This window comes from Streptomyces sp. NPDC048254, assembly GCF_043201895.1.
Classification (GTDB): domain Bacteria; phylum Actinomycetota; class Actinomycetes; order Streptomycetales; family Streptomycetaceae; genus Streptomyces.
On sequence record NZ_JBICZJ010000010.1, the window covers coordinates 142,556 to 167,761 of the forward strand.

Genomic DNA, 25,206 nt, shown 5'->3' on the forward strand with positions numbered 1-25,206 from the left:
GGGTCGTCGCCGACCGCTACCAGTTGTCCACGCTCATCGGGCAGGGCGGCATGGGCCAGGTCTGGACGGCATACGACCAGCGGCTCGACCGGCGCGTGGCGGTGAAGCTGCTGCGCCCCGACAAGGTGGCGGGCGCGGACGCCGACGAACTGCGCCGCCGGTTCCTGCGGGAGTGCCGGGTGACCGCGCAGGTCGACCACCCCGGCCTGGTCACCGTGCACGACGCGGGCACCGAGGGCGAGGAGCTGTTCCTCGTCATGCAGTACGTGGACGGCACCGACCTCGCCGGGCACCTCGCTGAGCACGATCCGTACCCGTGGCCGTGGGCGGTCGCGGTGGCCGCGCAACTGTGCGCCGTACTGAGCGCCGTGCACGCCGTGCCGATCGTCCACCGCGACCTCAAGCCGCGCAACCTGATGGTCAAGCAGGACGGCACCATCACCGTCCTGGACCTCGGTGTCGCCTCCGTGATGGACACCGACACCACCCGCCTCACCCACACCGGCACCCCCATCGGCTCGCCCGCCTACATGGCACCCGAGCAGGCGATGGGCGGCGCGGTCGGCCCGTACACGGACCTCTACGCGCTCGGGGTGCTGCTGCACGAACTGCTCAGCGGTGAGGTGCCGTTCGCCGGCTCCACCTCGCTCGGCGTGCTGCACCGGCATCTGTACGAGCAGCCGGTGCCGGTGCGCCGGCTCCGCCCCGAGGTGCCCGAGCCGCTGGAGGCGCTCGTGCTGCGGCTGCTCGCCAAGGACCCGCAGCACCGGCCCGGCTCGGCGCAGGAGGTGTACGAGAACCTCGTCCCGCTCCTGCCCGCGCGCGGCATGCACACCGGGGCGCCCCTGGACCCCACGCGCCCCTTCCTGCGCCCGCACGCCCCCTGGCCGGACCGCGCGCGGATGCCCGCGCCCCAGCCCGCCGCCCCCGTGGCCGCCGTACCCGGAAGACCCGAGGTCGCCGCGGCCGTCGACGAGGTCAAGCGGCTGCTCGGGGAGGGACGCATCACCCAGGCCGTCGACATCCTGGGCGCGATCCTGCCGGTCGCCGCCGACCAGCACGGCGAGCGCTCCACGGTCGTACGTACCCTGCGCAAGCAGTACGCGGCCACCCTGATGGACGACGGCCAGTACCGGCGCGCGCTGCCCGAACTGCGCCGGCTCGCCGACGAACGCGCCGCCGAGGCCGGCCAGGCCGACCCGCAGTCCCTGCGCTTCCGCTACGAGACCGCCCAGTGCCTGGAACAACTCGGCGAACCGGCCGCGGCGCTCGCCGAGTACCGCGCGCTGCTGCCGTACTACGAGAACCAGTACGTGGCCGGCGATCCGCAGCTCGCGCACGACGTGCGCCGCCGGATGGGGCATCTGCTGCTCGCGGTCGGCGACCGGCCGGCCGCGCAGGACACGCTCACCCGGCTGCTGTTCGACGTGGAACGGCTGCACGGGCCCGGCCATCCCATGGCCGGCGAGGTCCGACGGACGCTGCAGTGGCTGGGGCAGGTGCGGCGCTAGGCCCTGTCGTTTGGGCATCCCGGCGTCGCGGGGTGTGGCACGCACTCCCCAGAGGGGGACCCCCAGCGGCGTTGTCGTCACTCGCCGACGCTCCGCGTCGACTCCCTCCTCCGCCTTGCAGGTGCACGCACCACACCCCGCTCGGGTCGGTCGAAAGGTGCCGACCTCATAGCCGGCCTGATCCAAACGACAGGACCTGGCCCCCGCGAACCACAGGTTGTGGTCGGGCTCCCTCGATTCTTCTTGCACAATGGCTCTTCTTGACAGTGCACACACAGGGGTGGGGTTCCGGCATGTCCAGCCATCGGCAGTCGAAGAAGCGCAGATACATCGCCTGGGGCGTCGCGGGGGCCGCGGTCGCCGCCGGGGCCGGGATCGCCGCGCAGGCCTCCATGGCGGCCACCACCTGGCCCGCGCAGAAGACGTACACCGGCCGCGCCTTCGACACCTGCACCGCGCCCTCGTCGGCCGCGATGAAGGCCTGGCACGGCGGCCTCTACGGCGCCGCCGCCGTCTACGTCGGCGGCAAGAACCGCGGCTGTGCCCAGCCCAACCTCACCGCCTCCTGGGTCAAGTCCGTCTCCACGATGGGCTGGAAGCTCATCCCGCTCTACGTCGGCGCCCAGCCGTCCTGCCAGAGCGGCTCCAACCCGGAGAAGATGACCACCGCCAACGCCGCCTCCCTCGGCACGAGCGACGCCACCGACGCGGTCGCCAAGGCCGCCGCCCTCGGCATGAAGGCGGGCAGCCCGATCTACCTGGACATGGAGGCGTACGACACGACGAACACGGCGTGCAACAACGCCGTGCTCACCTACGTGCGCGCCTTCGACAAGCAGCTGCACGCGAAGACGTACCGCGCGGGCTTCTACGGCTTCACCAGCTCCAGCGCCAAGGCGATCGCGAACGCCACCGACAAGACAGACCTGCCGGGCAACCTCTGGTACGCGCTGTGGGACAAGCACAACACCACCACGGCGGACTGGCCGTTCGGCGCGACCCAGTTCACCGTGCACAGCCGGGCGCACCAGTACATGGTGAACAGCAAGGAGACGCGCGGCGGTTACACGATCACCGTGGACCGTGACGCGTGGGACGCCCCGGTGGCGATCACCGGCTGAGCGCGGGGCGCCCCGCGAAAACCCGCGGACCGACCCGCAAACCCTTCCGGGGGGTGGCGCGGCGGTGCCGGATGCGCGTGTGAATCGTTGGTCGAATGGGTTGGCCAGAGCTTGCCCACTGCCTACCATCGATCACCGCAAGACTTTGTGCACCGTCGCACAATCTCCTCGGGAGGCATCCTTGCACCGCCGCCGTCGCACCGCGCTCGTTCTGTCCGCCGCGATCGCCACCGCGGCCCCCTTCCTGACCGCCTGCGGAAGCGACGCGCACCCGGGCGCGGCGGCCGTCGTGGGCGGCCAGCGGATCACCGTCGCCCAGCTGGAGACCCGGGTGAACGAGGTGCGCCAGGCGCAGCGTTCCGCGGTGCCGGACGAGCAGCAGTACCAGCAGGTCCTCGCCGCCACCAGCAGCCTCACCCGGGACACCCTGCACAACATGGTCCTCGACCAGGTGCTGCACCGGGCCGCCCAGGACGCGGGCATCAGCGTCACCCGCAAGGAGATCCAGCAGATGCGCACCGGCCTCGAACAGCAGGCCGGCGGCTCCAAGGCGCTCCAGAACGCCTGGCTCCAGAAGTACGGCATCGCCCCCAAGCGCCTGGACGACAACCTCCGCCTCCAGCTGGAGGCCCAGAAACTCGCCCAGCAGCTCGGCGCCGACACCACCCAGCCCGCCTTCTGGAAGGCCCTGTCCAAGGCGTCCCAGGAACTCCACGTCGACCTCAACCCGCGCTACGGCGCCTGGGACGTCCAGAAGAGCAGCCGGGTGGACGCGAAGACGCCGTGGGTACGGGAGGTCACGTCGTCGGGGACCCAGGCGACGGCGTAGGACAAGCGACGGCGTAGGGCAGACGGCGGGGCAGGGTGGGCGATGGCGTAGGGCGGGCCGGATCGACGGGCGGAGTGTGGCAGGCGGGGTTGACGCGAGCGGTCATACGATCACTTGATCATCCCCGCCCTGTGGACAACGCCCGAGGCCGGCGGCGCGGGTGCGTTACGTTCGGATGGTGAACACCACCAGCCCGGAGCCTCCCGCTCCTACCGTCCCCGACACCGGCCGGATCATCCTCCTCACCACCAGCCACCGTGTCGCCCCCGGCCTGCTGTCCTGGCCCGCCTGGCAGGCGCTGCGCTCTGCGGACCGTGTGCTGTGCGCGGACGGCGCGCATCCGCAGCTGCCGTATCTGCGGGAGGCCGGGACAGCCGTGGACGAGGCCGCCCCCACCGCCCAGGAGCTGGTCGACGCCTGCGCCGGCGGGCGGACGGTGGTGGTCGTGGCGACGGGCGAGGGCGAGCCGGCCCTCACGGACGGCCTGGCCCGCCTCGCCGGCTCCGGCCGTGTCGCCATGCCCGACCTGGAGCTGCTCCCCGCCTCCTACGACCTGCCCGGCGCCCGCCTCCTCGACCTCGTCCAGGTCATGGACCGGATCCGCGCCGAGTGCCCCTGGTCCTCCCGGAAGACCCACGAAGGACTGGCGAAGTACGCCATCGAGGAGGCGTACGAGCTGGTCGAGGCCATCGAGGACGGCGACCGCGACGATCTGCGGGAAGAGCTGGGGGACGTCCTGCTCCAGGTGGTCTTCCACGCCCGCATCGCCGAGGAGGACCCGGAGGCCCCCTTCTCGATCGACGACGTGGCGGGCGGCATCGTCGCGAAGCTCATCCGCCGCCACCCGCACGTCTTCGGCGACGAGACCGCCTCGACACCGGAGGAGGTCAAGGAGCACTGGCTGCGCACCAAGGCGGCGGAGAAGCGCCGGGACTCGGTGACCGACGGGATACCCCTCGGCCAGCCGGGCCTCGCGCTGGCGGCGAAGCTCTCCTCGCGGGTGCGGACGGCCGGGCTGGAGGTTCCGCTGCCCAAGGTGGAGGGCATCGGATACGACCTGCTCGCGCTGGCGGTACGGGCCGAGGCGGAAGGCGTCGACCCGGAGGCGGCACTGCGGGCGGCGGGCCGCGCCTACCGGGACGCGATCAGGGAGACGGAGGGCCACTGAGATCGTCCCCGTCCGCACGGGGAGCGGCCGCGTTTGAGTACCGTGGATCCAGCGACGCTCGGGCTCAAAGGGGGACGCGGTGGATACCGGGGTCGACGAACTGGCGAGGGTGGGCGCGCGGACGGTCGTCCAGGGCCTGACGGCTCTCAAGGAGGGCCCGCGGCCCCCGGCGATGGCGGACTTCCCTTTTCTGCTCTGCCTTCTCGACGCTCCGGGCGGCAGCAGGATCGAGGGACGTCTCGTCGTGGACTGGCACCGGCTCAGAAACCGCGGCAGCGCGGCGACGCGCGAGATCGAGACCAACTGGTTCCACCGCTTGCGGAACCGGCTGGAGACGGACCCGCCGCGGGCCGCCCGACTGCGAGCCGCGCTGGAGGAGGACCGCCGGCGGCCGGACCCGGACCCGGACGTGCCCGAGGGAACGGGGGCGGCCGACACCGAGGGGCCGACGGATCCGGCGGCTTCACCCGCCCCCGACCTCCCGCAGAGCGCGGGTGACCACGTCGACTTCCGCAGCGCCACCTTCCAGGACCAGGTAGTGGGCGTACAGCACCACCACTACGGGAGCATGCCCGCGCCGATCGCCTGGCGTCCCGCGGACGAGGTCGCACCGCTGGAGTTCGGGGTCCGTCCGACGCGACGCGTGCCGGGGCTGCCGGAGGTGCCGCCGTACATCCCGCGCGACTGCGACAAGCGGCTGCGCGCCGAACTGGGTCATCCCGGGCTCGTACTGATCCTGGGCGAACCGTACGTCGGCAAGTCGTACTCGGCATGGCACGGCGTCCAGTCCTTACCGGACCCCGTGCTCTACCTCCCGGAGCCCGGCGAGGACCTGCGCGCACTCCTCACCGAGCCGGAAGGCGGCCACGGCCGGTCCGTCGTCTGGCTCGACGACCTCACCGACCACCTCGGCGACGGGCGGCTCGGCCCACGGCTGCTGGGCCGGCTCACGACGCTCGGCGTGGTCGTCATCGGGACGATGCCGGCCGACGAGTACTACCGGCGCCGCGCCGGGACCGAACCCGGCGACCGGGTCGTGGCCATGGCGCGCACCGTCGAGGTGCCACGGGAGTGGAGCGAGGGAGAGCTGCAGCGGCTGGCGGGGCACCGGCGTGATCCCCGCGCCTACCCGGCGTTCCTGTGGAGCGGCCGCGAGGGCGCCGCCTCGTACTTCGCGATCGGGCATCTGCTCTTCGACAAGGCGCTTCGATACCTGGAGGCGGCGGCGGAGGGCGGCAGCGTCTCGGCGGCCCGGGAGGCGGGGCGGCTGCACCGGGACCGCGCGGAGAGGTGGCTGCGGCGGGCGGCGGAGGCGGGGGACGGGGCGGCGGCACACGAGTTGGGGGACGTGTTGGTGGGGCCGGGGCGCATCCGTGAGGCCCATTTCTGGTACCAGCAGGCGTACGACACCGGCTTCGACCAGGCCGCCGCCAGCCTCGGAGGCCTGTTCCTCAACTGGGGTGACCCCAAAACCGCCGAATACTGGTTCCGCCTCGGTGTTGATCACGGAGACGCCCGTGTCATGAACGGTCTGGCGATCATGCTGGGCCGCACCGACGGGAACGAACCGGAGCGGGAGGAACTCCTTCGCCGAGCTGCCGCGAGCGGTTACCGGTGATCTTGTGTGAAAGCCCCGGCGTTCACGCCGGGGATGAAACGCATCTCAAGACTGCTCTGACCCGCAGGCTAGAGCGGACGTTTTTGCTGCTCGATGTACTGGCGGACGATTGCCAACGGTGCTCCGCCGCATGAGGCCGAGAAGTACGAGGGCGACCACAGATGCCCGTGCATGATGGCGCGGTTGACGCGGCCGGTGAATTCCTGGCGTATCCGGCGGGCGGAGACGCCCTTGAGGCTGTTGACCAGCTTCGAGATGGCGACCTTGGGCGGGTAGTGCACCAACAGGTGAACGTGATCGCGTTCGCCGTTGAACTCCTTCAGCTCCGCCTCGAAGTCCTCGCACACCTTGCGCATGATCTCTTCGCAGCGTGTCAGCATCTCGTCATTGAAGACTCCGCGTCGGTACTTCGTCACGAAGACCAAGTGCACATGCATCTCCGAAACAACATGCCTGCCTCGCCTGTAGTCGTTCTGCATACCCATGAGACCAATCGTAGTAGGATCTTGGTTGTGCAGCTCCGCTACAACTACCGGGCCTACCCGGACGCCCCGCAGCGCCGCGCGCTGGCCCAGGCGTTCGGGTGCGCCCGCGTGGTGTGGAACGACTGCCTGCGCGACCGCAAGGAAGCACACGCGGCCGGGCTGCCCTATGTGAAGTCGGCCGATCTGTCCCGGCTTCGCATCACCCAGGCCAAGCGCATCGAGGAACGCGCTTGGCTCGCCGAAGTGTCCGCCGTTGTCCTGCAGCAGTCCCTCCGGGACCTGGACACCGCCTACAAGAACTTTGAAGCCATCTCCGGAAGAAGGGGCGTGTGGAGGAGGCCGAGGAACTCTTCCGGGAGGCGGCCACCCTGGGAAGCGGAGACGCCGCGTTTCGGCTGGCCGACCTGCTGAAGGAGCGGGGGGACGAGAGCCAGGCCATGTGGTGGTACCGGAAGGCCGCTGAGCGGGGCGACTGCTTTGCCCAGAAGCTCCTGACCGAGCACGCACCCGATACCGTCAAGGAGTGACCCACCAGCCCGCCCCCGACGGCACCACCCACCCCGACGGCGCCCCCGCCCCCGACCTCTTCACCTGGGAGTTCGCCGCCGACCCCTATCCCGCCTACGCCTGGCTCCGGGAGCACGCACCCGTGCGTCGCACCCGGCTTCCCAGCGGGGTCGAGGCCTGGCTGGTCACCCGCTACGCCGACGCCCGGCAGGCGCTCGCCGACCCCCGGCTGTCCAAGAACCCGGCGCATCACGACGAGCCCGCGCACGCCAAGGGGAAGACCGGGATCCCCGGGGAGCGCGGGGCCGAGCTGATGACGCATCTGCTGAACATCGATCCGCCGGACCACACCCGGCTGCGGCGGCTGGTCAGCAAGGCGTTCACGCCGCGCCGGGTGGCCGAGTTCGCGCCCCGGGTGCAGGAGCTGACCGACCGGCTCATCGACGGGTTCGCGGACCGGGGCGAGGCCGACCTCATCCACGAGTTCGCCTTCCCGCTGCCCATCTACGCCATCTGCGACCTGCTGGGCGTCCCGCGCGAGGACCAGGACGACTTCCGGGACTGGGCCGGCATGATGCTGCGACACACAAAAGCAGCGCACGGCGGAGGGCCGCGGGGCGGGGTCGCGCGGTCCGTGAAGAAGATGCGCGGATATCTGGCCGAGCTGATCCACCGGAAGCGGGAGGCGCTGTCCGCCGAGCCGGCCCCCGGCGAGGACCTCATCTCCGGGCTCATCCGTGCCTCCGACCACGGCGAGCACCTCACCGAGAACGAGGCCGCCGCCATGGCCTTCATCCTGCTGTTCGCCGGCTTCGAGACGACCGTCAACCTCATCGGGAACGGGACGTACGCCCTGCTCACCCACCCGGAACAGCGCCGCCGCCTCCAGGACTCCCTGGCCGCGGGCGAGCACGGGCTGCTGGAGACCGGGGTGGAGGAACTCCTGCGCTACGACGGGCCGGTGGAGCTCGCCACCTGGCGGTTCGCCACCGAGCCGCTCGGTATCGGCGGGCAGCGCATCGCGGTCGGCGACCCGGTCCTCGTCGTACTCGCCGCCGCGGACCGGGACCCGGAGCGGTTCGCCGAGCCGGACACGCTCGACCTGGCACGGCGGGACAACCAGCACCTGGGCTACGGCCACGGCATCCACTACTGCCTCGGCGCCCCGCTCGCCCGCCTGGAGGGGCAGACCGCGCTCGCCACCCTCCTCACCCGCCTCCCGGACCTGCGACTCGCGGTGCCGGAGAGCGAGTTGCGCTGGCGCGGCGGCCTCATCATGCGCGGACTGCGCACGCTCCCCGTGCAGTTCACCCCCGCCGGCCGATGAGCAACACCGACACCCGCCTGGCCCCCCACCGACACCCGCCCGGCGCCCCGCACGGCCCTTCACCGGCAAAGATGACCAGCGTTCAAGTCTGTGATCTTCACGTGATCTGCGCGGCATTAACTTGTGACAAGTGATCGTCTGCCTATACGTTCACCCATCAGTGCGGCGCCCCAGCGGGACCCGTCGCGCCGGTCACCGCTGTCGCTCGAAAGGTTTCCGCATGCTCTCCGGGAACGGTCGTCACCGTCGCCCCCGTCAGGCTCCGGCTCTCCTCGTCGCGGCCGGCGTGACCGGCTCGGCCATCGCCATCCCGCTCCTCGGCGCGGCGAGCGCCAACGCGGCCGACGGCAACACCTGGGACAGGGTGGCCGAGTGTGAGAGCGGCGGCTCCTGGAGCATGGACACCGGCACCGGCTACTACGGCGGCCTGCAGATGTCCCAGGACGACTGGGACGAGTACGGCGGCCAGCAGTACGCCGGCACGCCGGACCAGGCGAGCCGTTCGCAGCAGATCGCGGTCGCCGAGAAGATCCTCGCCGACCAGGGCACCAAGCCCTGGCGGACCTGTGCGCTGATCGCCGGGCTCTCCTCGGACGACGCCTCGGTGAACGTCGACCCGGGCCTCGGCGGATCGGACGACGCGTCCGGCTCCTCCGACTCGTCCTCCGGGCTGTCGGATTCGTCCTCTTCATCTGGTTCATCGGATTCATCTGGTTCATCGGATTCGGGCTCGTCCGACTCCTCGTCGGATGCCTCGGGCGCCACGGACTCCGACTCCGCCACTCCGTCCCCGGGTGCGAGCGACGGCTCCGGCAAGGGCACCCCTGCCGACTCCACGAAGGCGGACAAGTCGGGATCCAAGGGCTCCGATGCCTCGAAGGTGAACGAGAACCCTGTCGTGCCCGAAGCCGACGACTCGGACAATTCCTGGCAGACGGGCAGTTCTTGGGATCTGGTCGACACGGGGGCCGTCGGCAGTGGCGGCAAGCACCGTGGCGGCTCGGCGGACGAAAGTGTGACAAACGGTCAGAGTGTGACTTCTTCCGGCCGTCATGCCTCCCGGGACGCCGGCACCTACACCGTCCGGGACGGTGACACTCTCGCCTCCATCGCCGACTCCCTTGGCCTCGACGGCGGATGGCGTGCGCTCTATGCCGCCAACAAGGCGGACATCGGTGCCGACCCGAATGACATCGCCCCCGGTCAGACCCTGAAACTCAGCAGCGAAACGGACGAAAAGTAGCGGGAGTTGACATCTCAGGTCGCCCTACTTGGCAGTTAAATGTCCGTTTTGGTGAAAGTGTGGGATGAGTCTCAGAAGCCCTGATCATCTTTGAAATTCACCTGATCGCCTGTTTACGGTCAAGGCCGCTCGTCACCACGAGCCCCGGCCGTCGCAACGCCGAGTCCTGCCAGCGACTCCCCGGGAACAGTCGTCGCGTCAAGCGCCGTAGGCAGGAGCGGGGGACCCAAGGTAAGTGCCGGGACCGGTAGTTGAGGCTGCCGTGTCCGGCTCGGGGTGAAGCCGCGCACCGTGAGGTGTGCGGCCGGGCAACTCAACCGGCCCGAACCCGACAGCTCACCTCGCAGGCGTCGGTGAGGGGATCCGTCATGCTGTTTTCCGGCAAGGGCAAGCACCGTCGTCCGTCCAAGGCCACCCGCGCCGCCGCACTCGCCGGTGTCACCGGTGTCGCCATCGCCGCACCGCTGATGGCCTCCGGCACCGCCTCCGCCGCCACCGCCTCCGAGTGGGACGCCGTCGCCCAGTGCGAGTCCGGCGGCAACTGGGCCATCAACACCGGCAACGGCTACTACGGCGGTCTGCAGTTCTCCGCCTCCACCTGGGCCGCGTACGGCGGCACCCAGTACGCCGCGCAGGCCAACCAGGCCGGCAAGGCGCAGCAGATCGCGGTCGCCGAGAAGGTCCTCGCCGCGCAGGGCAAGGGCGCCTGGCCGGTCTGCGGCACGGGCCTGTCCAGCGCCGCCTACACCGGCAGCAGCGCCGGCTCCTCCAGCTCCTCGTCGAGCGGCGGCACCAGCAGCCGTACGACCGACACGCAGGCCGCCTCCCGCTCCGCCGAGCGTCCGGCCGCCAAGAAGACCGTCACCACCCCGACCGGCAAGAAGGTCAAGAAGGGCGACGGCGAGTACAAGGTCGTCAAGGGCGACACGCTCAGCTCGATCGCCGAGAAGCACAAGGTCAAGGGCGGCTGGCAGGCGCTGTTCAAGCTGAACAAGGACATCGTCGACGACGCCGACTTCATCTACCCGGGCCAGCAGCTGCACCTGAAGTAGGTCTCAGGAGAGGCGCCGCGAGTACTACGCGGCGCCCAGCTGAACCACAGCGTCCACACAGCCGTGGTCCCCATAGTGAGGACCACGTGAGGGCCGCCCCCGTCCCCCACGGGCCCCCGCTCCGGTGCGTTCTCCCCCCGTACGCACCGGGGCGGGGTTTCTCTTTGCGGCCTCTCGCGGTCTTCTTCTTGACCCGCTCTTCTTCCGTTCTTCATCGGGACCCCCTTTGTTCCGCGCGTGAACAATGAGTACCGTCTGTGTGTCCACGGGTCGGTCGGTCGTGACGGCCGACGGCCCTGGGACGGTTAGGCTCTAGTCGCAAGGCTGAGCAAGGGCCGACAAGGTCCGCGTGCGCCCGCACAACCAGCGTCACATCCCAAGAAGGAGATGCTCGTGCCGTCCATCGACGTCGTCGTAGCCCGGGAAATCCTGGACTCCCGAGGCAACCCCACGGTCGAGGTCGAGGTCGGCCTCGACGACGGCAGCACGGGTCGTGCCGCCGTCCCGTCCGGCGCCTCCACCGGTGCCTTCGAGGCCATCGAGCTCCGTGACGGCGACCCCAACCGCTACCTCGGCAAGGGCGTCGAGAAGGCCGTCCTCGCCGTGATCGAGCAGATCGGCCCGGAGCTGGTCGGCTACGACGCCACCGAGCAGCGCCTGATCGACCAGGCGATGTTCGACCTGGACGCCACCGACAACAAGGGCTCGCTCGGCGCCAACGCCATCCTCGGCGTCTCCCTCGCCGTCGCGCACGCCGCCTCCGAGGCCAGCGACCTCCCCCTCTTCCGCTACCTGGGCGGCCCCAACGCGCACCTGCTGCCGGTGCCGATGATGAACATCCTCAACGGCGGCTCGCACGCGGACTCCAACGTGGACATCCAGGAGTTCATGATCGCCCCGATCGGCGCGGAGTCCTTCTCCGAGGCGCTGCGCTGGGGCGCCGAGGTCTACCACACCCTCAAGAAGGTCCTGAAGTCGAAGGGCCTGTCCACCGGCCTCGGCGACGAGGGCGGCTTCGCCCCGAACCTGGAGTCCAACCGCGCCGCGCTCGACCTCATCCTGGAGGCGATCAAGCAGGCCGGTTACGTCCCCGGTGAGCAGATCGCCCTTGCGCTCGACGTCGCCGCGTCCGAGTTCTACAAGGACGGCAAGTACGAGTTCGAGGGCAAGTCCCGCTCGGCCGCCGAGATGACCGAGTACTACGAGGAGCTCGTCTCCGCGTACCCGCTGGTCTCCATCGAGGACCCGCTGTTCGAGGACGACTGGGCCGGCTGGAAGGTCCTCACCGACAAGCTGGGCGACAAGGTCCAGATCGTCGGCGACGACCTCTTCGTCACCAACCCGGAGCGCCTGGCCCGCGGCATCGAGGACGGCGCCGCCAACGCCCTGCTCGTCAAGGTGAACCAGATCGGCTCGCTCACCGAGACCCTGGACGCCGTCGAGCTGGCCCAGCGCAACGGCTTCAAGTGCATGATGTCCCACCGCTCCGGCGAGACCGAGGACGTCACCATCGCCGACCTCGCCGTCGCCACCAACTGCGGCCAGATCAAGACCGGCGCCCCGGCCCGCTCCGAGCGCGTCGCCAAGTACAACCAGCTGCTGCGCATCGAGGAGATCCTCGACGACGCCGCGGTGTACGCCGGTCGCAGCGCCTTCCCGCGCTTCAAGGGCTGACCCGTCAGGGGCCGCTGACCCGTTAAGGGTCAAGGCTGCGCCAGTCGTACGTACGTCCCCGTACCGGTCCCGTACCGTGTGCGGGGACGTACGCGCGTGTGAACGGGAGGCGGGGACATGGCCGTGAAGGACCGGGACCGGTTCTCCACCGCGACCAGGCTGAAGCTGCTCGGCGAGCAGACGGCGGCCCGGGTCTACCGCTCCCAGACCAAGCGGCAGGCCCGCCGCTCCCGGCTCACCGGCCGCGCCGCGCTGCTCGCGATCGTGCTGTGCACGATGATCGTCGCGCTCGCCTATCCGATGCGGCAGTACGTCTCCCAGCGCGCCGAGATCGCCGACCAGGAACGCCAGCAGGAGCAGGCCCGGCAGCGGGTCGAGCAGCTGCGGGACGTCAAGGCCCGGTGGCAGGACGACGCGTACGCCGAGCAGCAGATCCGGGAGCGGCTGCACTACGTGATGCCGGGGGAGACGGGGTACATCGTGATCGACCCCGCTGCCGCCAAGCAGGCGCACGCCTACCTCGGGGCGGCCGACCGGCCCTGGTACGCGAACGTCTGGGACGGCGTCGACAAGTCCGACGCGTCCGACCAGTGAACCGACAGAAAGCCACACAGAACACAGTCATGCAAACGCCTCCGCCCTCCACTCCGCGCACCGAGCCGACCGACGCCGACGTCGAGGCCTTCAAGCAGCAGCTCGGGCGGCCGCCGCGCGGGCTGCGGGCGATCGCGCACCGGTGCCCGTGCGGGCAGCCGGACGTCGTGGAGACCGCGCCGCGGCTGCCGGACGGCACGCCGTTCCCGACGCTGTACTACCTGACGTGCCCCAAGGCCGCGTCCGCCATCGGCACCCTGGAGGCCAACGGCGTGATGAAGGAGATGACGGCGCGGCTGGAGAGCGACCCGGAGCTGGCGGCGGCGTACCGGGCCGCGCACGAGGACTACATCCGGCGCCGGGACGAGATCGAGGAGCTGACGGGGTTCCCGAGCGCCGGCGGGATGCCGGACCGGGTGAAGTGCCTCCACGTGCTGGTGGCGCACTCGCTGGCGGCGGGGCCCGGCGTGAACCCGCTCGGCGACGAGGCGATCGCCATGCTGCCCGAGTGGTGGGCCAAGGGGGCGTGTGTGGTGCCCTCCGCAGAGAACTGACCCTCGGCCGAGGTCACGTACAGAGTGAGGAACACCCAGCCATGACCCGCGTCGCCGCCATCGACTGTGGCACCAACTCCATCCGCCTGCTCGTCGCCGACGCGAACCCGGAGACCGGGGAACTCGTCGACCTGGATCGGCGGATGATGATCGTGCGGCTCGGGGAGGGGGTCGACCGGACCGGGCGGCTGGCGCCGGAGGCGCTGGCGCGGACCTTCGCCGCCTGCCGGGAGTACGCGGCGGTCATCAAGGAGTACGGGGCGGAGCGGCTGCGGTTCGTGGCGACCTCCGCCTCCCGGGACGCCGAGAACCGCGACGAGTTCGTGCGCGGGGTGCTGGACATCCTCGGCGTCGAGCCGGAGGTCATCAGCGGTGACCAGGAGGCCGAGTTCTCCTTCGAGGGTGCGACGAAGGAGCTGACGGGCCGCGGCGACCTCGCCAAGCCCTTCCTCGTCGTGGACATCGGCGGCGGTTCCACCGAGTTCGTCGTCGGGGACGAGCGGGTGCGGGCCGCGCGGTCCGTGGACGTCGGCTGCGTGCGGATGACCGAGCGGCACCTGGTGCACGACGGGCGGGTCAGCGACCCGCCGACGGAAGCCGAGATCGCCGCCCTGCGGGCCGACATCGAGCGCGCCCTCGACCTCGCGGAGCGGACCGTGCCGCTGCGTGAGGCGCACACCCTGGTCGGTCTGGCCGGGTCGGTCACCACCCTCTCCGCCATCCACCAGAACCTGCCGGGGTACGACTCCGCCGCCATCCACCACTCCCGCATCCCCTACGCCCGGGTCCGGGAGATCACCGAGCGGCTGCTGGACTCCACCCACGCCGAACGCGCCGCGATCCCCTCCCTGCACCCCGGGCGCGTCGACGTCATCGGCGCCGGCGCCCTCGTGCTGCTGTCGATCATGGAACGGGTGGGCGCGACGGAGGTCGTGGTGAGCGAGCACGACATCCTGGACGGCATCGCCTGGTCCATCGCCTGACCCTCCGGCCCACCGACGCCTGCTCCTGCCGAACGGCCCTTCCGGACGCCTCGCGCACCCCTCCCGACCACCTCGGATGAGCGTGTGGGATGACAGGTGAGCGGGGTTTTGGGGGTGTGACACGCCGTGCCATGACAGCCCGTCGGGAAACTTCGTGAAGTTCTTCACAAGGAATTCGGTGCAGGTGGGGGGTCCCTGGGGCCCCGTTGGCCCGTTCGGGGGCTCAACAGGCCCGAGCGTGTGCTCAGGGGAGCGTCGAGGAGGTGTTCCGGGAGGTGCTCGTGAGGGTGACATCCGGTGCCTCCGCGGTGCCCCCGGAAGCCTGGACGAGCAGCTCACGCGGCATTGACAACGGGTCGTATCGGAAGTGGGTTCCCGCCGCCGACCATGACCTGTGTCACGTGGGCGGCGGAGTGTAGCACGACCCCTGTGGAACCTTGTGAAGGGGCGCACGAGCGGCCCCCCTGGGGCGGGTGGATACTCGATGCCATGAGCACCACGGAGCGTCCCAGGATCCTCGTAGTAGGCGGTGGGTACGTAGGCCTGTACGCAGCTCGGCGCATTCTCAAGAAGATGCGCTACGGCGAGGCGACCGTCACGGTCGTCGACCCCCGGTCGTACATGACCTACCAGCCCTTCCTCCCCGAAGCCGCCGCCGGCAGCATCTCCCCTCGGCACGTCGTCGTCCCGCTGCGACGCGTGCTGCCGAAGGCGGAGGTCCTCACCGGCCGGGTCACCACCATCGACCAGGACCGCAAGGTCGCCACGATCGCCCCCCTCGTGGGCGAGGCGTACGAGCTGCCGTTCGACTACCTGGTCATCGCGCTCGGCGCGGTCTCCCGCACCTTCCCGATCCCCGGCCTCGCCGAACAGGGCATCGGTATGAAGGGCATCGAGGAGTCCATCGGCCTGCGCAACCACGTCCTGGAGCAGCTGGACAAGGCCGACTCCACGACCGACGAGGAGATCCGCCGCAAGGCGCTCACCTTCGTCTTCATCGGCGGCGGCTTCGCGGGCGCGGAGACCATCGGCGAGGTCGAGGACATGGCCCGCGACGCGGCGAAGTACTACAAGAACGTGTCCCGTGAGGACATGCGCTTCGTCCTGGTCGACGCGGCCGACAAGATCCTTCCCGAGGTGGGCCCCAAGCTCGGCCTGTACGGCAAGGAGCACCTGGAGAGCCGCGGTGTGGAGATCTACCTCTCCACCTCGATGGACTCCTGCGTCGACGGCCACGTCGTGCTGAAGAACGGCCTGGAGGTCGACTCCAACACGATCGTGTGGACCGCCGGCGTCAAGCCGAACCCGGCGCTCTCCCGCTTCGGTCTGCCGCTCGGCCCGCGCGGCCACGTGGACACCGCCCCCACCCTCCAGGTGCAGGGCACCGACTACATCTGGGCCGCGGGCGACAACGCCCAGGTGCCGGACGTCGCCGCCCGCAAGGCCGGTGTCGAGAACGCCTGGTGCCCGCCGAACGCGCAGCACGCGCTCCGTCAGGCCAAGGTCCTCGGCGACAACGTGGTCTCCGGCATGCGGGGCTTCCCGCAGAAGGAGTACAGCCACGCCAACAAGGGCGCGGTCGCGGGTCTCGGTCTGCACAAGGGCGTCGCGATGATCGTCCTGGGCAAGACGAAGATCAAGGTCAAGGGCCGTCTCGCCTGGTACATGCACCGTGGCTACCACGGTCTGGCGATGCCGACCTGGAACCGCAAGATCCGCATCTTCGCCGACTGGACGCTGGGCATGTTCCTCAAGCGCGAGGTCGTGTCCCTGGGTGCCATGGAGAACCCCCGCGAGGAGTTCTACGAGGCCGCCAAGCCGGCTCCGGTCGCCACCCCGAAGACCGAGGAGAAGGCCAAGGCCTCCTAGGCCAAGGCCTCCTGGTCAAGGTCCGACGGCCTCGGCCGCCGGTCACCGAATCACCCGAAGGACCTCCCGCCATCCGTGGTGCGGGAGGTCCTTCGGCGTTCCCGGGCACCCGGGCAACTGCGTGGCGGCTACAGCTGTTTTGCCCAGTCGTAACTCCTTTGCGGGACTGCGCTGCCGCCCTCACGGTGTTTACGTGGTAACCGGCATCCGGGATCGTCGTCTTGGAGGTGTGCGCCATGGCCGACGCCGCGTCGCGGCTGAGGAGTGTTGCCGAGCAGGTGCTGGGAGTCCCGCTCCCGGTACGGCTGCGGGCCTGGGACGGATCACAGGCCGGACCGCCGGACGCTCCGGCGATAGTGATCCGCAACCGCCGTGCCCTGCGTTACATGCTGTTCAAGCCAGGGGAACTGGGCCTGGCCCGGGCCTGGGTCGCCGGCGATCTGGACATCGAGGGCGACCTGTACAGCGCCCTGGCGGTGATGTCCGGACTGATCTGGGAGCGCGGGGAGGACGACCGTACCCTCGCCCAGGCCCTGCGCGACCCCGAGGTGCGGGCCGCCGGCCGGGAGCTGCTGAAGCTCGCCGGACCGCCCGTCCCGCCGCCCCCGCCCCGCGAGGAGATGCGCAGACGCCGCCATCTGCACACCCGCCGCAGTGACAAACAGGCCATCAGCCACCACTACGACGTGGGGAACGACTTCTACGAGATCGTCCTCGGGCCGTCGATGGTCTACTCGTGCGCGTACTGGGGGGCCGTCGAAAATGCAGACACCCTGGAGACCGCCCAGCGCGACAAGCTCGAACTCGTCTGCCGGAAGCTCGGCCTGAAACCCGGTCAGCGGCTGCTCGACGTCGGCTGCGGCTGGGGCTCGCTGGCGATCCACGCGGCCCGCGAGCACGGCGTGAGCGTCGTCGGGGTCACCCTCTCCCAGGAGCAGGCCGCGTACGCCCGTAAACGGGTCGCGGACGAGGGTCTGACGGACCGGGTGGAGATCAGGGTCCAGGACTACCGGGACGTCCGGGACGGGCCGTACGAGGCGATCTCGTCGATCGGGATGGCCGAGCACGTGGGCGCGGAGAAGTACCTGGACTACGCGAGGGACCTGTACGCCCTGCTGAAGCCGGGCGGCCGGCTGCTCAACCACCAGATCGCCCGGCGGCCGCGGCGCGACGAGGAGGCCTACCAGGTCGACCGGTTCATCGACGCCTACGTCTTCCCGGACGGCGAACTCGCCCCGATCGGCACCACCGTCACCCAGCTGGAGCGGGCCGGGTTCGAGGTGCGGGACGTGGAGTCCATCCGCGAGCACTACGCCCGCACCCTGCGCCAGTGGGTGGTCAACCTGGAGGCCGACTGGGCGCGGGCGGTACGGCTCACCAGCCCCGGCCGGGCCCGCGTCTGGCTGCTGTACATGGCCGCCTCCGCCCTCGCCTTCGAACGCAACCGCATCGGCGTCAACCAGGTGCTGGCCGTCAGGACCCCCGAGTCGGGTGCGTCGGGGCTGCCGCTGCGCACCCGTACCTGGAACCGGTAACACCCACCACCGGAACCAGCAGGACGGCGAAGGGCCCCGCACGCACGGTGCGGGGCCCTTCGCCGTGTCCGCGGCTACTCGGACTTGATCGCCGCCAGCATGTTCAGCCGCGCCGCGCGCCGGGCCGGCCACAGGGCCGCCAGGACGCCGACCAGGCCGGCCAGCACCAGGAAGAGCGCCATCCTGGACCACGGCAGGACCAGTTCGTAGGTCGGCATCTTCGCGCCGACCAGCCGGCCGGCCGCCCAGCCGAAGAACACGCCCAGACCGAGGCCCAGCACCCCGCCGAAGAGCGAGATGACCAGGGACTCCAGCCGGACCATCCGCTTGACCGCCTTGCGGTCCAGGCCGATCGCGCGGAGCATGCCGATCTCCTGCTGCCGTTCGAAGACCGACATGGCCAGGGTGTTGATGACACCGAGGACCGCGACGATCACGGCCATCGCGAGCAGGCCGTAGACCATGTTCAGGATCAGCGTGAACGCCTGGGCGATGGAGTCGGACAGGTCCTGCTTGTCCTGGACCTTGATCGCCGGGTTGGAGCCGAGGACCTTCTCCAGCTGGTCCTTGGCCGCGCCGGACGCGCCGTCCGCCGTCCTGACCATGACCTGCATGTCGGCGGGGTCGGTCTGGTGCGGGGTGAGGACGGCGCTGTCGAGCATGATCCCGCGGATCAGCTCGTTGCCCTCGTAGACCCCCGCGACCGTCAGCTTCTGCGCCTTGCCGTCCTCGTAGTGCACGGTGAAGCTCGAACCGGCCTTCCAGCCGTGCGACTTGGCCGTGTCGTCGTCCACGACCACGTCCGAGCCGCCGACCTTGAAGGAGCCGTCGTCGACCGTGAGGTCGGTCAGCTTGCCGATCGCCGGGCCGTTGACGCCGGTCAGGTACTCGGTGTCGCCGTCGATCCGGGAGGCCGCGTTGCGCAGCGGGCTGCTGGCGGTCACCCCGTCGGCGGTCGCGAGTTTCCTCGCCACGTCGGGGGAGAGCGGGTTGCCGTTGGCCATCGAGACGACGTAGTCCGCGCGGACCGCCGAGCTCGCCATCCTGTCGATCGACTTCTGCAGGCTGCCCGCCATCACCGTCATGCCGGTGATCAGGGTCAGGCCGATCATCAGCGCCGAGGCGGTCGCGGCGGTACGGCGCGGGTTGCGCACCGAGTTCTGCCGGGCGAGCTTGCCGGAGACGCCGAACCCGCGCAGCAGCGGGGCGGCGGCCGCGATCAGCGGACGGGACAGGAGAGGGGTGAGGACGAAGACGCCGATGATCAGGAGGACCGCGCCCAGGCCCATCGGCGCCTGGCCGTCGGAGCCCGCCATCGTGGTCGCCGCCAGGATCACCGTCACGCCCGCCGCCGAGAACAGCGCGCCGATCGTGTTGCGCAGCACCAGCGACTTGGTGGTCGGCGCCGAGTGCAGTGCGCTCATCGCGGCGACCGGCGGGATCTTCGCGGCCCGGCGGCCGGGCAGCCAGGCGGCCAGCATCGTGATGACGACGCCGACCGCGAGGGCGGCCGCCACCGTGCCGCCGCTGACGACCAGCGGGCCGTCCGGGACGGTCGCGCCGAACGAGCCCATCAGCGCGCGCAGTCCGGCGCCGATGCCGATACCGGCGACCAGACCGGCCACCCCGGCCACCGCGCCGACCACGAACGCCTCGATCAGCACCGAGCGGGTGACCTGGCGGCGGGAGGCGCCCACCGCGCGCAGCAGCGCCAGCTCCTTGGTGCGCTGGGCGACCAGCATGGTGAAGGTGTTGGCGATGATGAACGTGCCGACGAACAGGGCGATACCGGCGAAGACCAGCAGGCCCTGGCGCAGGCCGCTCATGCCGGCGGCGATGGCCTTCGCCTGGTCGTCGGCGAGTTGGTGGCCGGTGGTGGTCTCCACGAGCTTCTTCGGCAGCGCCTGGTCCAGCTGGGACTTCAGCGTGGCCTGGGCGGTGCCGGACTTCGCGGTCACGTCGATCTCGTCGTACGTGCCCGTCTTGCCGAACAGCTGCTGCGCGGTCGCCGTGTCGAACAGCGCGAGGCTGCCGCCGGCCGCGACGTTGCCGTCGTCGGTGGTGAAGATGCCGGCCACGGTCGGGGTGAGGACCGGGCCGTCGACCGAGATGCGCACGGTGTCGCCGACCTGGTAGCCGGCCCGCTCGGCGGTCTTGGAGTCGATCAGCACCTCGTCCTTGCCGCTGGGCGCGTGGCCGCTGACCAGCGGGTAACGGGCGTCCTCGGTGCCCCAGTAGTTGCCGCCCTCGGACTGCCAGCCGCCGCCGATCAGCTTGCCGTCCTTGTCGGCGATGGCGGTGAACCCGGTCACGACCCCGGTCGCGGAGGCGGCCCCGGGGACCTTCGCGGCCTTGTCGAGCACGGCCTGGGTGAGGTCGGGCGTCTTGCCGACCTTGTCGCCCTTCGAATCCTGGTACTTGGCCTGGACGGCGACGTCGACACCCTTGAAGCCCTTGGCGGAGCTGTTCTGGTAGGCGTCCGAGATGGTGTTGGTGAAGACCAGGGTGCCGGAGACGAACGCGACGCCGAGCATGACGGCGAGCACGGTCATCAGCAGCCGGGCCTTGTGCGCGAGGACGTTGCGCAGGGCGGTGCGGAACATCAGCTGGTCCGGCCCTTCGCGTCGAACTGCTTCATGAAGTCGAGGACCGTCTCGGCCGTGGGGCGGTACATCTCGTCGACGACCCGGCCGTCGGCGAGGAAGACGACGCGGTCCGCGTACGACGCCGCCACCGGGTCGTGGGTGACCATGACGACCGTCTGGCCCAGCTCCCGCACCGAGTTGCGCAGGAAGCCGAGCACCTCGGCGCCGGAGCGGGAGTCCAGGTTTCCGGTCGGCTCGTCACCGAAGATGATCTCCGGCCGGGAGGCGAGGGCGCGGGCGACGGCGACGCGCTGCTGCTGGCCGCCGGAGAGCTGCGAGGGACGGTGGCTCAGCCGGTCCTTCAGACCGACCATCTGGATGACGCTGTCGAGCCACTGCTTGTCCGGCTTGCGGCCCGCGATGTCCATCGGGAGCGTGATGTTCTCCAGCGCGGTCAGCGTCGGGAGCAGGTTGAACGCCTGGAAGATGAACCCGATCTTGTCCCGGCGCAACTTGGTGAGCTGCTTGTCCTTCAGGGTGCCGAGTTCGGTGTCGCCGATCCGTACGGAACCGGAGGAGAAGGTGTCGAGGCCGGCCACGCAGTGCATCAGCGTGGACTTGCCGGAGCCGGACGGCCCCATGATCGCGGTGAACTCGGCCTGCCGGAACTCGACGGTGACCCGGTCCAGGGCGACGACCTGCGTCTCACCCTGCCCGTAGATCTTCGAGAGCTCCGTGGCGCGAGCGGCCACCGAGGTGGTCCGCCGGTCGGCTGGGGGCACCCCCGGACGGAGTCTGGGGGAGGGTGTGGTGGACACGGAAGGGCGCTCCTGTCGGGACGACGTCGTTCATGGGGACCGCACCATCGTCTCGGCCGTACGGGCCCGTGTAGTCAGCCGCAGTTCCGGTTCCGGGGGGCGACCAAGGGGGGACCGGGGCCCGCCGCGTCATACCTGGGGATGACGGCGGACCCTCAGGCCGGCCGGGCCAGATCCGGAACCGGTCGTTCCGAGTCGTCTAGAACAGGTGGAGCCCCCTTGTTCGGACGGTGAAATTCCGTCATTCCCCGTACGCACGCACCCACCGCGCGTAACGCTATTGGCAAGTGCGGATGGCTCGTTCCGGGGGCTGATGCACCCTCAGACGTCAATAAAATAAGACAACATCGGGTCGCCCGTCCGCTGTTCGGGGGACGCCTCCCGATAGGCTCGGAATCTCGTAGCGGAGCCCATGGCCTGCCCGGATGGTGGAATGCAGACACGGCGAGCTTAAACCTCGCTGCCCCTCGCGGGCGTACCGGTTCAAGTCCGGTTCCGGGCACTTTCGCTCCCATTGCGCCTGACCTGGCGATTCGGCCGGTTGGCACTGTCACTCGTGCGTGTCGCGGTAACACGGCGAGAACACCGATCCGTAGCGTGCCCGATATGGCATCAATTCACCCCCGCACGAACAAGGCTGACGAGGTCACGGCATGGCTTGTGAAATGGCGTCTGGGGGGCGCCAGGACAGGCCCGCAGCAAACGGAACGATTCGACCCCACCGACGAGGGCCTGGAGGCCGCCAAGGTCTTCTGCGGCGCCGTCAACGAGGCAGGACAGCAATGGCCCCTCGGGTGGGTGAAGGGCCAGGGCATGATCGCCCGGGACCCGGATGATGAGAGCCAGTACCGCTTCCTGAACTACGCGACCGAGTCGATCCAGCACCGGACCGGTGTCGAGGACCGGTATGTCGATGCCTGCATGGGCGAGCTGGAGCGGTACCTGGCGCCGGCATTCGGCAACTGCGACATCCGCTCCACCGAGCACTTCTGCAAGCGGACCATCCAGGCATGGGTGAACCAGCTGGCGGCGACCAAGGTGAGGCGCGGCTCCAAGACCAAGCTGATGTCGCCGAAGACGATCAAGAACCTCCACGGCCTACTGTCGAGCATCCTCCAGGAAGCCGTCGACGCCGAGCCGCCGCTGAGGGACCGCAATCCGTGCAAGGGCGTGCGTCTGCCCCGGACCGACGACGACGGCACCTCGGGGGACGAGGTCGCCGAGGACATCGAGTTCCTGGAGCCCGTGGAGGTCGCCGGTGTGGTCTCCTGCATGCGGACGGCGAGGGGCAAGCGGCTGACGGAGGACCTGTACGCGACCGGTGCCCGCTGGGGCGAGGCCTCGGCGTGGGCCTGCCGGCACCTGAACCGCACGGACCCCGACAAGCCGCGCGTGCGCATCACCCGCGCGTGGAAGTGGAGTAAGTCCAAGGGCCATTACCTGGGCACGCCGAAGTCGAAGAGGTCACGCAGGTCGATCCGGATCACCGACCACACGTTCGGCAACTGGATCGACCAGGGCGCGCTCACGAAGGAACCGGACGACCTGGTCTACGACAACGGCAAGGGCGAGCGGCTGCCCTACTCGACGTTCTACGACGAGTGGGAGGACGCCAAGTGCAAGGCCAAGGAACTCGCCCTGCTGCCCAAGCACAAGAACCCCACCATCCACGACTTGCGGCACTCGCACGCCGCGGCCCTCATCTCCGCCGGCCACTCGCCGACATACGTGCAGCGGCGCCTGGGCCACGAGTCGATCAAGACGACCTCCGACCTGTACGGTCACCTGCTGGTGGAGGCAGACGACGCGGCCATGGCGACGATCGACGCCACGCTGGACGGCCTTCCGATCACGCATGTCACGCTGCCCGCGCCGGTCCGGGCCGTCCGGCCGTTTGCCGCGGCCGCGATTCCGGACCATTCCACTGTGCACGTGGTGGTGTTCCCGGACGGCCACCAGGAGGCGTTCTGGAAGCCGGACGTCGCGCGCCTCGTCTCGGAGGTCTGGAAACTGGAGCGGCGGGAGAGTGTACGGATCGACGTGCGGTCTGCGTCCCTCTGGGCGGCCCGGTACGGCGGCCTGGACGGTGTCCACGACGCGATGCCGGCGCGCGCCCGGGTCTGGCGCCTCGGCCCGGTCGTCTACGGGCCCGACGGCGCCGAGCAGGCCGCCGAGCCCGGCGCCCACGAGTTGCGTGACCGCTGGTTCTGGGAGTGGGAAGAGGGCTACACCACGGAGGTCGCTGCGTGTAGCGCGGAGTACCGGCCGGCTCCCGCGTCACAGACCGAGGCGGCGGCTTGGGGGTTGGACGAGAAGGCGGTGCGGGCCGCGCTGGTGAGGGCGCGGGCGAAGGCGCTGCGGATGTGCGCGCGGCATCCATCGGTCGCTGCGGACGCGGTGGTTCAGGAGTCCTGATGCTCGCGGACGGCATCGACGACGGCTAGCGACGGGTGCGGGCCGGGACACCGGGCTTGGCGTCGCGGCCCGTTCAGCTGGCCCGAGGGCACCTGTCCCACGGCGACGGACCGCGGGACAGGCCTCCCTTCGAGTGGGTCACCTCGCTCCAGAACGATTTCGTTGTAGTCGTCGACGAGCCTGCTGTAGTTCGCCCTCAGCTCTTCCAACTCCGAGAGGTCCCGGGCTCGATCGGAGATGAGCCGGTCCATGGACGCCTGGGCGCTGCGGATCCGCAGATCCGCTACGGCTGCCTGGGACTGGGCGGCCTTTTCGCGGCGGACGAGGGCCTGCTCGCGTTCGCCGTGCTGCCGTGTGAGGTCCTGGAAGAGGTCGCGTACCCGGGCTTCCTGCCGGATGGCGAACTGACGGAGGGCGGCCAGGACGATAGCGGTGATGGCCACGATCGGCAGGATGATGGCCGGTTCGACGAACTCGGCCTCTTCACAGTAGGTGGCTGCTCCGCCGCCGATGGCGCTGACGCCGACCAGGGCGATGGTGGCGAGTGGGAGGGAAGGGCGTTTCAATCGGGACCCCATCTTACCTGGCTACGGCCGTTCCCCCGGTACCGCCATCGTCCGTCCTGTCTGCCTCGCGTTGCAGCCGGATGGCTTCGGCGATGGTCGTGATCAACATCGTGCGGACAAACGGATGAGTGATCCCAAGGCTGTCCGTGATCGCTTCCGGGTAAGCGGATTGGCGACTGAGAGTACAGCTTTTTGTGGCTTTTTAGGGTGTTCCTTCTTGTCACGGTAACCGCCCGTGTCGAGCAGCTGGTTCTCGTCGACTCCGAGGACTGAGGCGGTAGCGTAGACGTTCTCGGCGAGCGGGAGCGTTTCGCCTTTCAGCATGCGCCCGACAGACCAGGGGCTCATGCCAGCGTCTTCGGCCAGCTTCTTTCTGCCGGTCCCGCCGGCGCTCCTGGGGGCCTGGCCGGCGCTGCTGCTGTCGTGGTGACCGGCGCGGACGGGCGGGCGGTGTGGGAGTACCCGGAGCTGTTCGAGCGGGCGCTGGTCATCACCGCGGTCGCCGTCGCGCCGGGCGGCCAGCCGCTCGTGACCGTCCTGGAAGAGGTCACGGACCTGCACGCGGTCCTGCGGGTATGGCACTTGGGGCCCGACGTGGTCGCGGTCGGCGCGGGCGTCCAAGTGCACGTCACTGCCATGACCATCCGTCAGATCGGCTGGCATCTGCCGGTCAACGTGCCGCCAGCGGGCGTCCCTGACGTCACGAGGTGATCCACGTGCATTTCATGTTCACATGTGCCTGAATGGAAAGG

The 25,206-nt window shown here is 70.0% G+C and carries 22 protein-coding genes, 1 tRNA gene, 1 pseudogene and 1 riboswitch; of the genes and pseudogenes, 19 read left to right on the forward strand and 5 right to left on the reverse strand.

Annotation, left to right across the window (positions count from 1 at the left end; all coding sequences use genetic code 11):
* Nucleotides 1-23: 23 nt before the first annotated feature.
* From ACGFZQ_RS27445 to ACGFZQ_RS27465, 5 genes are all read left to right on the forward strand, one after another.
* Nucleotides 24-1,511 (forward strand): protein kinase, encoded by a 1,488-nt coding sequence (locus tag ACGFZQ_RS27445; protein ID WP_351739191.1) that lies wholly within the window; start codon nucleotides 24-26, stop codon nucleotides 1,509-1,511.
* A 293-nt stretch (nucleotides 1,512-1,804) separates the two neighbouring features.
* On the forward strand, nucleotides 1,805-2,632 hold the full coding sequence (locus tag ACGFZQ_RS27450; protein ID WP_393842543.1) for a glycoside hydrolase domain-containing protein: 828 nt from the start codon (nucleotides 1,805-1,807) through the stop codon (nucleotides 2,630-2,632).
* Nucleotides 2,633-2,813: 181 nt separating this feature from the next.
* Nucleotides 2,814-3,461, forward strand: coding sequence for a SurA N-terminal domain-containing protein (locus ACGFZQ_RS27455; protein ID WP_393842544.1), 648 nt, complete (start codon nucleotides 2,814-2,816; stop codon nucleotides 3,459-3,461).
* 175 nt (nucleotides 3,462-3,636) lie between these two features.
* Nucleotides 3,637-4,629, forward strand: a complete 993-nt coding sequence (locus ACGFZQ_RS27460; RefSeq protein WP_393842545.1) for a nucleoside triphosphate pyrophosphohydrolase — start codon at nucleotides 3,637-3,639, stop codon at nucleotides 4,627-4,629.
* A gap of 79 nt (nucleotides 4,630-4,708) precedes the next feature.
* A complete protein-coding gene (locus ACGFZQ_RS27465) occupies nucleotides 4,709-6,247 on the forward strand; it encodes a tetratricopeptide repeat protein (protein WP_393842546.1) in 1,539 nt (512 codons plus the stop codon).
* 68 nt (nucleotides 6,248-6,315) lie between these two features.
* On the opposite strand, the gene tnpA is transcribed toward ACGFZQ_RS27465, so the two are convergent.
* Nucleotides 6,316-6,732, reverse strand: coding sequence for an IS200/IS605 family transposase (gene tnpA / locus ACGFZQ_RS27470; protein ID WP_393842547.1), 417 nt, complete (start codon nucleotides 6,730-6,732; stop codon nucleotides 6,316-6,318).
* A gap of 27 nt (nucleotides 6,733-6,759) precedes the next feature.
* On the opposite strand from tnpA, the pseudogene ACGFZQ_RS27475 reads away from it, so the two are divergent.
* The 11 genes and pseudogenes from ACGFZQ_RS27475 to ACGFZQ_RS27525 all read left to right on the forward strand — a co-directional run.
* Nucleotides 6,760-7,056: pseudogene (locus tag ACGFZQ_RS27475) on the forward strand (helix-turn-helix domain-containing protein); the annotation flags it as partial.
* Nucleotides 7,057-7,061: 5 nt separating this feature from the next.
* On the forward strand, nucleotides 7,062-7,259 hold the full coding sequence (locus ACGFZQ_RS27480) for a hypothetical protein (RefSeq protein ID WP_393842548.1): 198 nt from the start codon (nucleotides 7,062-7,064) through the stop codon (nucleotides 7,257-7,259).
* Complete coding sequence (locus tag ACGFZQ_RS27485) at nucleotides 7,256-8,566, forward strand: cytochrome P450 (protein ID WP_393842549.1); 1,311 nt, start codon at nucleotides 7,256-7,258, stop codon at nucleotides 8,564-8,566. The genes ACGFZQ_RS27480 and ACGFZQ_RS27485 overlap by 4 nt, the downstream gene beginning before the upstream one ends.
* 220 nt (nucleotides 8,567-8,786) lie before the next feature.
* On the forward strand, nucleotides 8,787-9,809 hold the full coding sequence (locus ACGFZQ_RS27490) for a transglycosylase family protein (RefSeq protein ID WP_393842550.1): 1,023 nt from the start codon (nucleotides 8,787-8,789) through the stop codon (nucleotides 9,807-9,809).
* A 193-nt stretch (nucleotides 9,810-10,002) separates the two neighbouring features.
* A riboswitch (cyclic di-AMP (ydaO/yuaA leader) is annotated at nucleotides 10,003-10,174 on the forward strand.
* A 3-nt stretch (nucleotides 10,175-10,177) separates the two neighbouring features.
* A complete protein-coding gene (locus ACGFZQ_RS27495) occupies nucleotides 10,178-10,861 on the forward strand; it encodes a transglycosylase family protein (RefSeq protein ID WP_393842551.1) in 684 nt (227 codons plus the stop codon).
* 387 nt (nucleotides 10,862-11,248) lie between these two features.
* Entirely contained in the window at nucleotides 11,249-12,535 is a 1,287-nt protein-coding gene (eno, locus tag ACGFZQ_RS27500) for a phosphopyruvate hydratase (RefSeq protein ID WP_351738839.1), read from the forward strand.
* Nucleotides 12,536-12,652: 117 nt separating this feature from the next.
* Complete coding sequence (locus ACGFZQ_RS27505; protein WP_351738836.1) at nucleotides 12,653-13,129, forward strand: septum formation initiator family protein; 477 nt, start codon at nucleotides 12,653-12,655, stop codon at nucleotides 13,127-13,129.
* 29 nt (nucleotides 13,130-13,158) lie between these two features.
* The gene (locus ACGFZQ_RS27510) at nucleotides 13,159-13,683 is read left to right on the forward strand and encodes a DUF501 domain-containing protein (protein ID WP_351738833.1); all 525 of its coding nucleotides are present in this window, start codon (nucleotides 13,159-13,161) and stop codon (nucleotides 13,681-13,683) included.
* A 41-nt stretch (nucleotides 13,684-13,724) separates the two neighbouring features.
* Nucleotides 13,725-14,666, forward strand: coding sequence for a Ppx/GppA phosphatase family protein (locus tag ACGFZQ_RS27515; RefSeq protein WP_351738830.1), 942 nt, complete (start codon nucleotides 13,725-13,727; stop codon nucleotides 14,664-14,666).
* Between the two features lie 489 nt (nucleotides 14,667-15,155).
* Nucleotides 15,156-16,535, forward strand: coding sequence for an NAD(P)/FAD-dependent oxidoreductase (locus ACGFZQ_RS27520; protein ID WP_351706567.1), 1,380 nt, complete (start codon nucleotides 15,156-15,158; stop codon nucleotides 16,533-16,535).
* Nucleotides 16,536-16,771: 236 nt separating this feature from the next.
* Complete coding sequence (locus tag ACGFZQ_RS27525; protein WP_393842552.1) at nucleotides 16,772-18,070, forward strand: class I SAM-dependent methyltransferase; 1,299 nt, start codon at nucleotides 16,772-16,774, stop codon at nucleotides 18,068-18,070.
* Between the two features lie 74 nt (nucleotides 18,071-18,144).
* Here the strand turns inward: ACGFZQ_RS27525 and ACGFZQ_RS27530 are convergent, their stop codons facing one another.
* A complete protein-coding gene (locus ACGFZQ_RS27530; RefSeq protein WP_393842553.1) occupies nucleotides 18,145-20,673 on the reverse strand; it encodes an ABC transporter permease in 2,529 nt (842 codons plus the stop codon).
* Nucleotides 20,673-21,437 (reverse strand): ABC transporter ATP-binding protein, encoded by a 765-nt coding sequence (locus tag ACGFZQ_RS27535; RefSeq protein ID WP_393842792.1) that lies wholly within the window; start codon nucleotides 21,435-21,437, stop codon nucleotides 20,673-20,675. The genes ACGFZQ_RS27530 and ACGFZQ_RS27535 overlap by 1 nt, the downstream gene beginning before the upstream one ends.
* A 455-nt stretch (nucleotides 21,438-21,892) precedes the next feature.
* On the opposite strand from ACGFZQ_RS27535, the gene ACGFZQ_RS27540 reads away from it, so the two are divergent.
* Together ACGFZQ_RS27540 and ACGFZQ_RS27545 are read left to right on the forward strand one after the other, a co-directional pair.
* A tRNA-Leu gene (locus ACGFZQ_RS27540) sits at nucleotides 21,893-21,975 on the forward strand.
* A gap of 104 nt (nucleotides 21,976-22,079) precedes the next feature.
* Nucleotides 22,080-23,888, forward strand: a complete 1,809-nt coding sequence (locus ACGFZQ_RS27545; protein ID WP_393842554.1) for a tyrosine-type recombinase/integrase — start codon at nucleotides 22,080-22,082, stop codon at nucleotides 23,886-23,888.
* On the opposite strand, the gene ACGFZQ_RS27550 is transcribed toward ACGFZQ_RS27545, so the two are convergent.
* Both ACGFZQ_RS27550 and ACGFZQ_RS27555 read right to left on the reverse strand, forming a co-directional pair.
* Nucleotides 23,876-24,454: a hypothetical protein gene (locus ACGFZQ_RS27550; RefSeq protein WP_393842555.1), complete on the reverse strand. Its 579-nt coding sequence runs from the start codon at nucleotides 24,452-24,454 to the stop codon at nucleotides 23,876-23,878. The genes ACGFZQ_RS27545 and ACGFZQ_RS27550 overlap by 13 nt on opposite strands.
* Before the next feature lie 102 nt (nucleotides 24,455-24,556).
* On the reverse strand, nucleotides 24,557-24,976 hold the full coding sequence (locus ACGFZQ_RS27555; protein ID WP_393842793.1) for a helix-turn-helix domain-containing protein: 420 nt from the start codon (nucleotides 24,974-24,976) through the stop codon (nucleotides 24,557-24,559).
* Between ACGFZQ_RS27555 and ACGFZQ_RS27560 the strand changes: the two genes are divergently transcribed.
* Nucleotides 24,878-25,165, forward strand: a complete 288-nt coding sequence (locus ACGFZQ_RS27560) for a hypothetical protein (RefSeq protein WP_393842807.1) — start codon at nucleotides 24,878-24,880, stop codon at nucleotides 25,163-25,165. The genes ACGFZQ_RS27555 and ACGFZQ_RS27560 overlap by 99 nt on opposite strands.
* Nucleotides 25,166-25,206: the final 41 nt, after the last annotated feature.

Excerpts from the sequence above, each read along its gene's own strand:
- ACGFZQ_RS27450 (WP_393842543.1), top strand. The coding sequence starts at position 1,805 with ATGTCCAGCCATCGGCAGTCGAAGAAGCGCAGATACATCGCCTGGGGC.
- ACGFZQ_RS27460 (WP_393842545.1), top strand. The coding sequence starts at position 3,637 with ATGGTGAACACCACCAGCCCGGAGCCTCCCGCTCCTACCGTCCCCGAC.
- tnpA (WP_393842547.1), bottom strand. The coding sequence starts at position 6,732 with ATGGGTATGCAGAACGACTACAGGCGAGGCAGGCATGTTGTTTCGGAG.
- ACGFZQ_RS27490 (WP_393842550.1), top strand. The coding sequence starts at position 8,787 with ATGCTCTCCGGGAACGGTCGTCACCGTCGCCCCCGTCAGGCTCCGGCT.
- ACGFZQ_RS27495 (WP_393842551.1), top strand. The coding sequence starts at position 10,178 with ATGCTGTTTTCCGGCAAGGGCAAGCACCGTCGTCCGTCCAAGGCCACC.
- eno (WP_351738839.1), top strand. The coding sequence starts at position 11,249 with ATGCTCGTGCCGTCCATCGACGTCGTCGTAGCCCGGGAAATCCTGGAC.
- ACGFZQ_RS27505 (WP_351738836.1), top strand. The coding sequence starts at position 12,653 with ATGGCCGTGAAGGACCGGGACCGGTTCTCCACCGCGACCAGGCTGAAG.
- ACGFZQ_RS27510 (WP_351738833.1), top strand. The coding sequence starts at position 13,159 with ATGCAAACGCCTCCGCCCTCCACTCCGCGCACCGAGCCGACCGACGCC.
- ACGFZQ_RS27515 (WP_351738830.1), top strand. The coding sequence starts at position 13,725 with ATGACCCGCGTCGCCGCCATCGACTGTGGCACCAACTCCATCCGCCTG.
- ACGFZQ_RS27520 (WP_351706567.1), top strand. The coding sequence starts at position 15,156 with ATGAGCACCACGGAGCGTCCCAGGATCCTCGTAGTAGGCGGTGGGTAC.
- ACGFZQ_RS27525 (WP_393842552.1), top strand. The coding sequence starts at position 16,772 with ATGGCCGACGCCGCGTCGCGGCTGAGGAGTGTTGCCGAGCAGGTGCTG.
- ACGFZQ_RS27530 (WP_393842553.1), bottom strand. The coding sequence starts at position 20,673 with ATGTTCCGCACCGCCCTGCGCAACGTCCTCGCGCACAAGGCCCGGCTG.
- ACGFZQ_RS27545 (WP_393842554.1), top strand. The coding sequence starts at position 22,080 with ATGGCATCAATTCACCCCCGCACGAACAAGGCTGACGAGGTCACGGCA.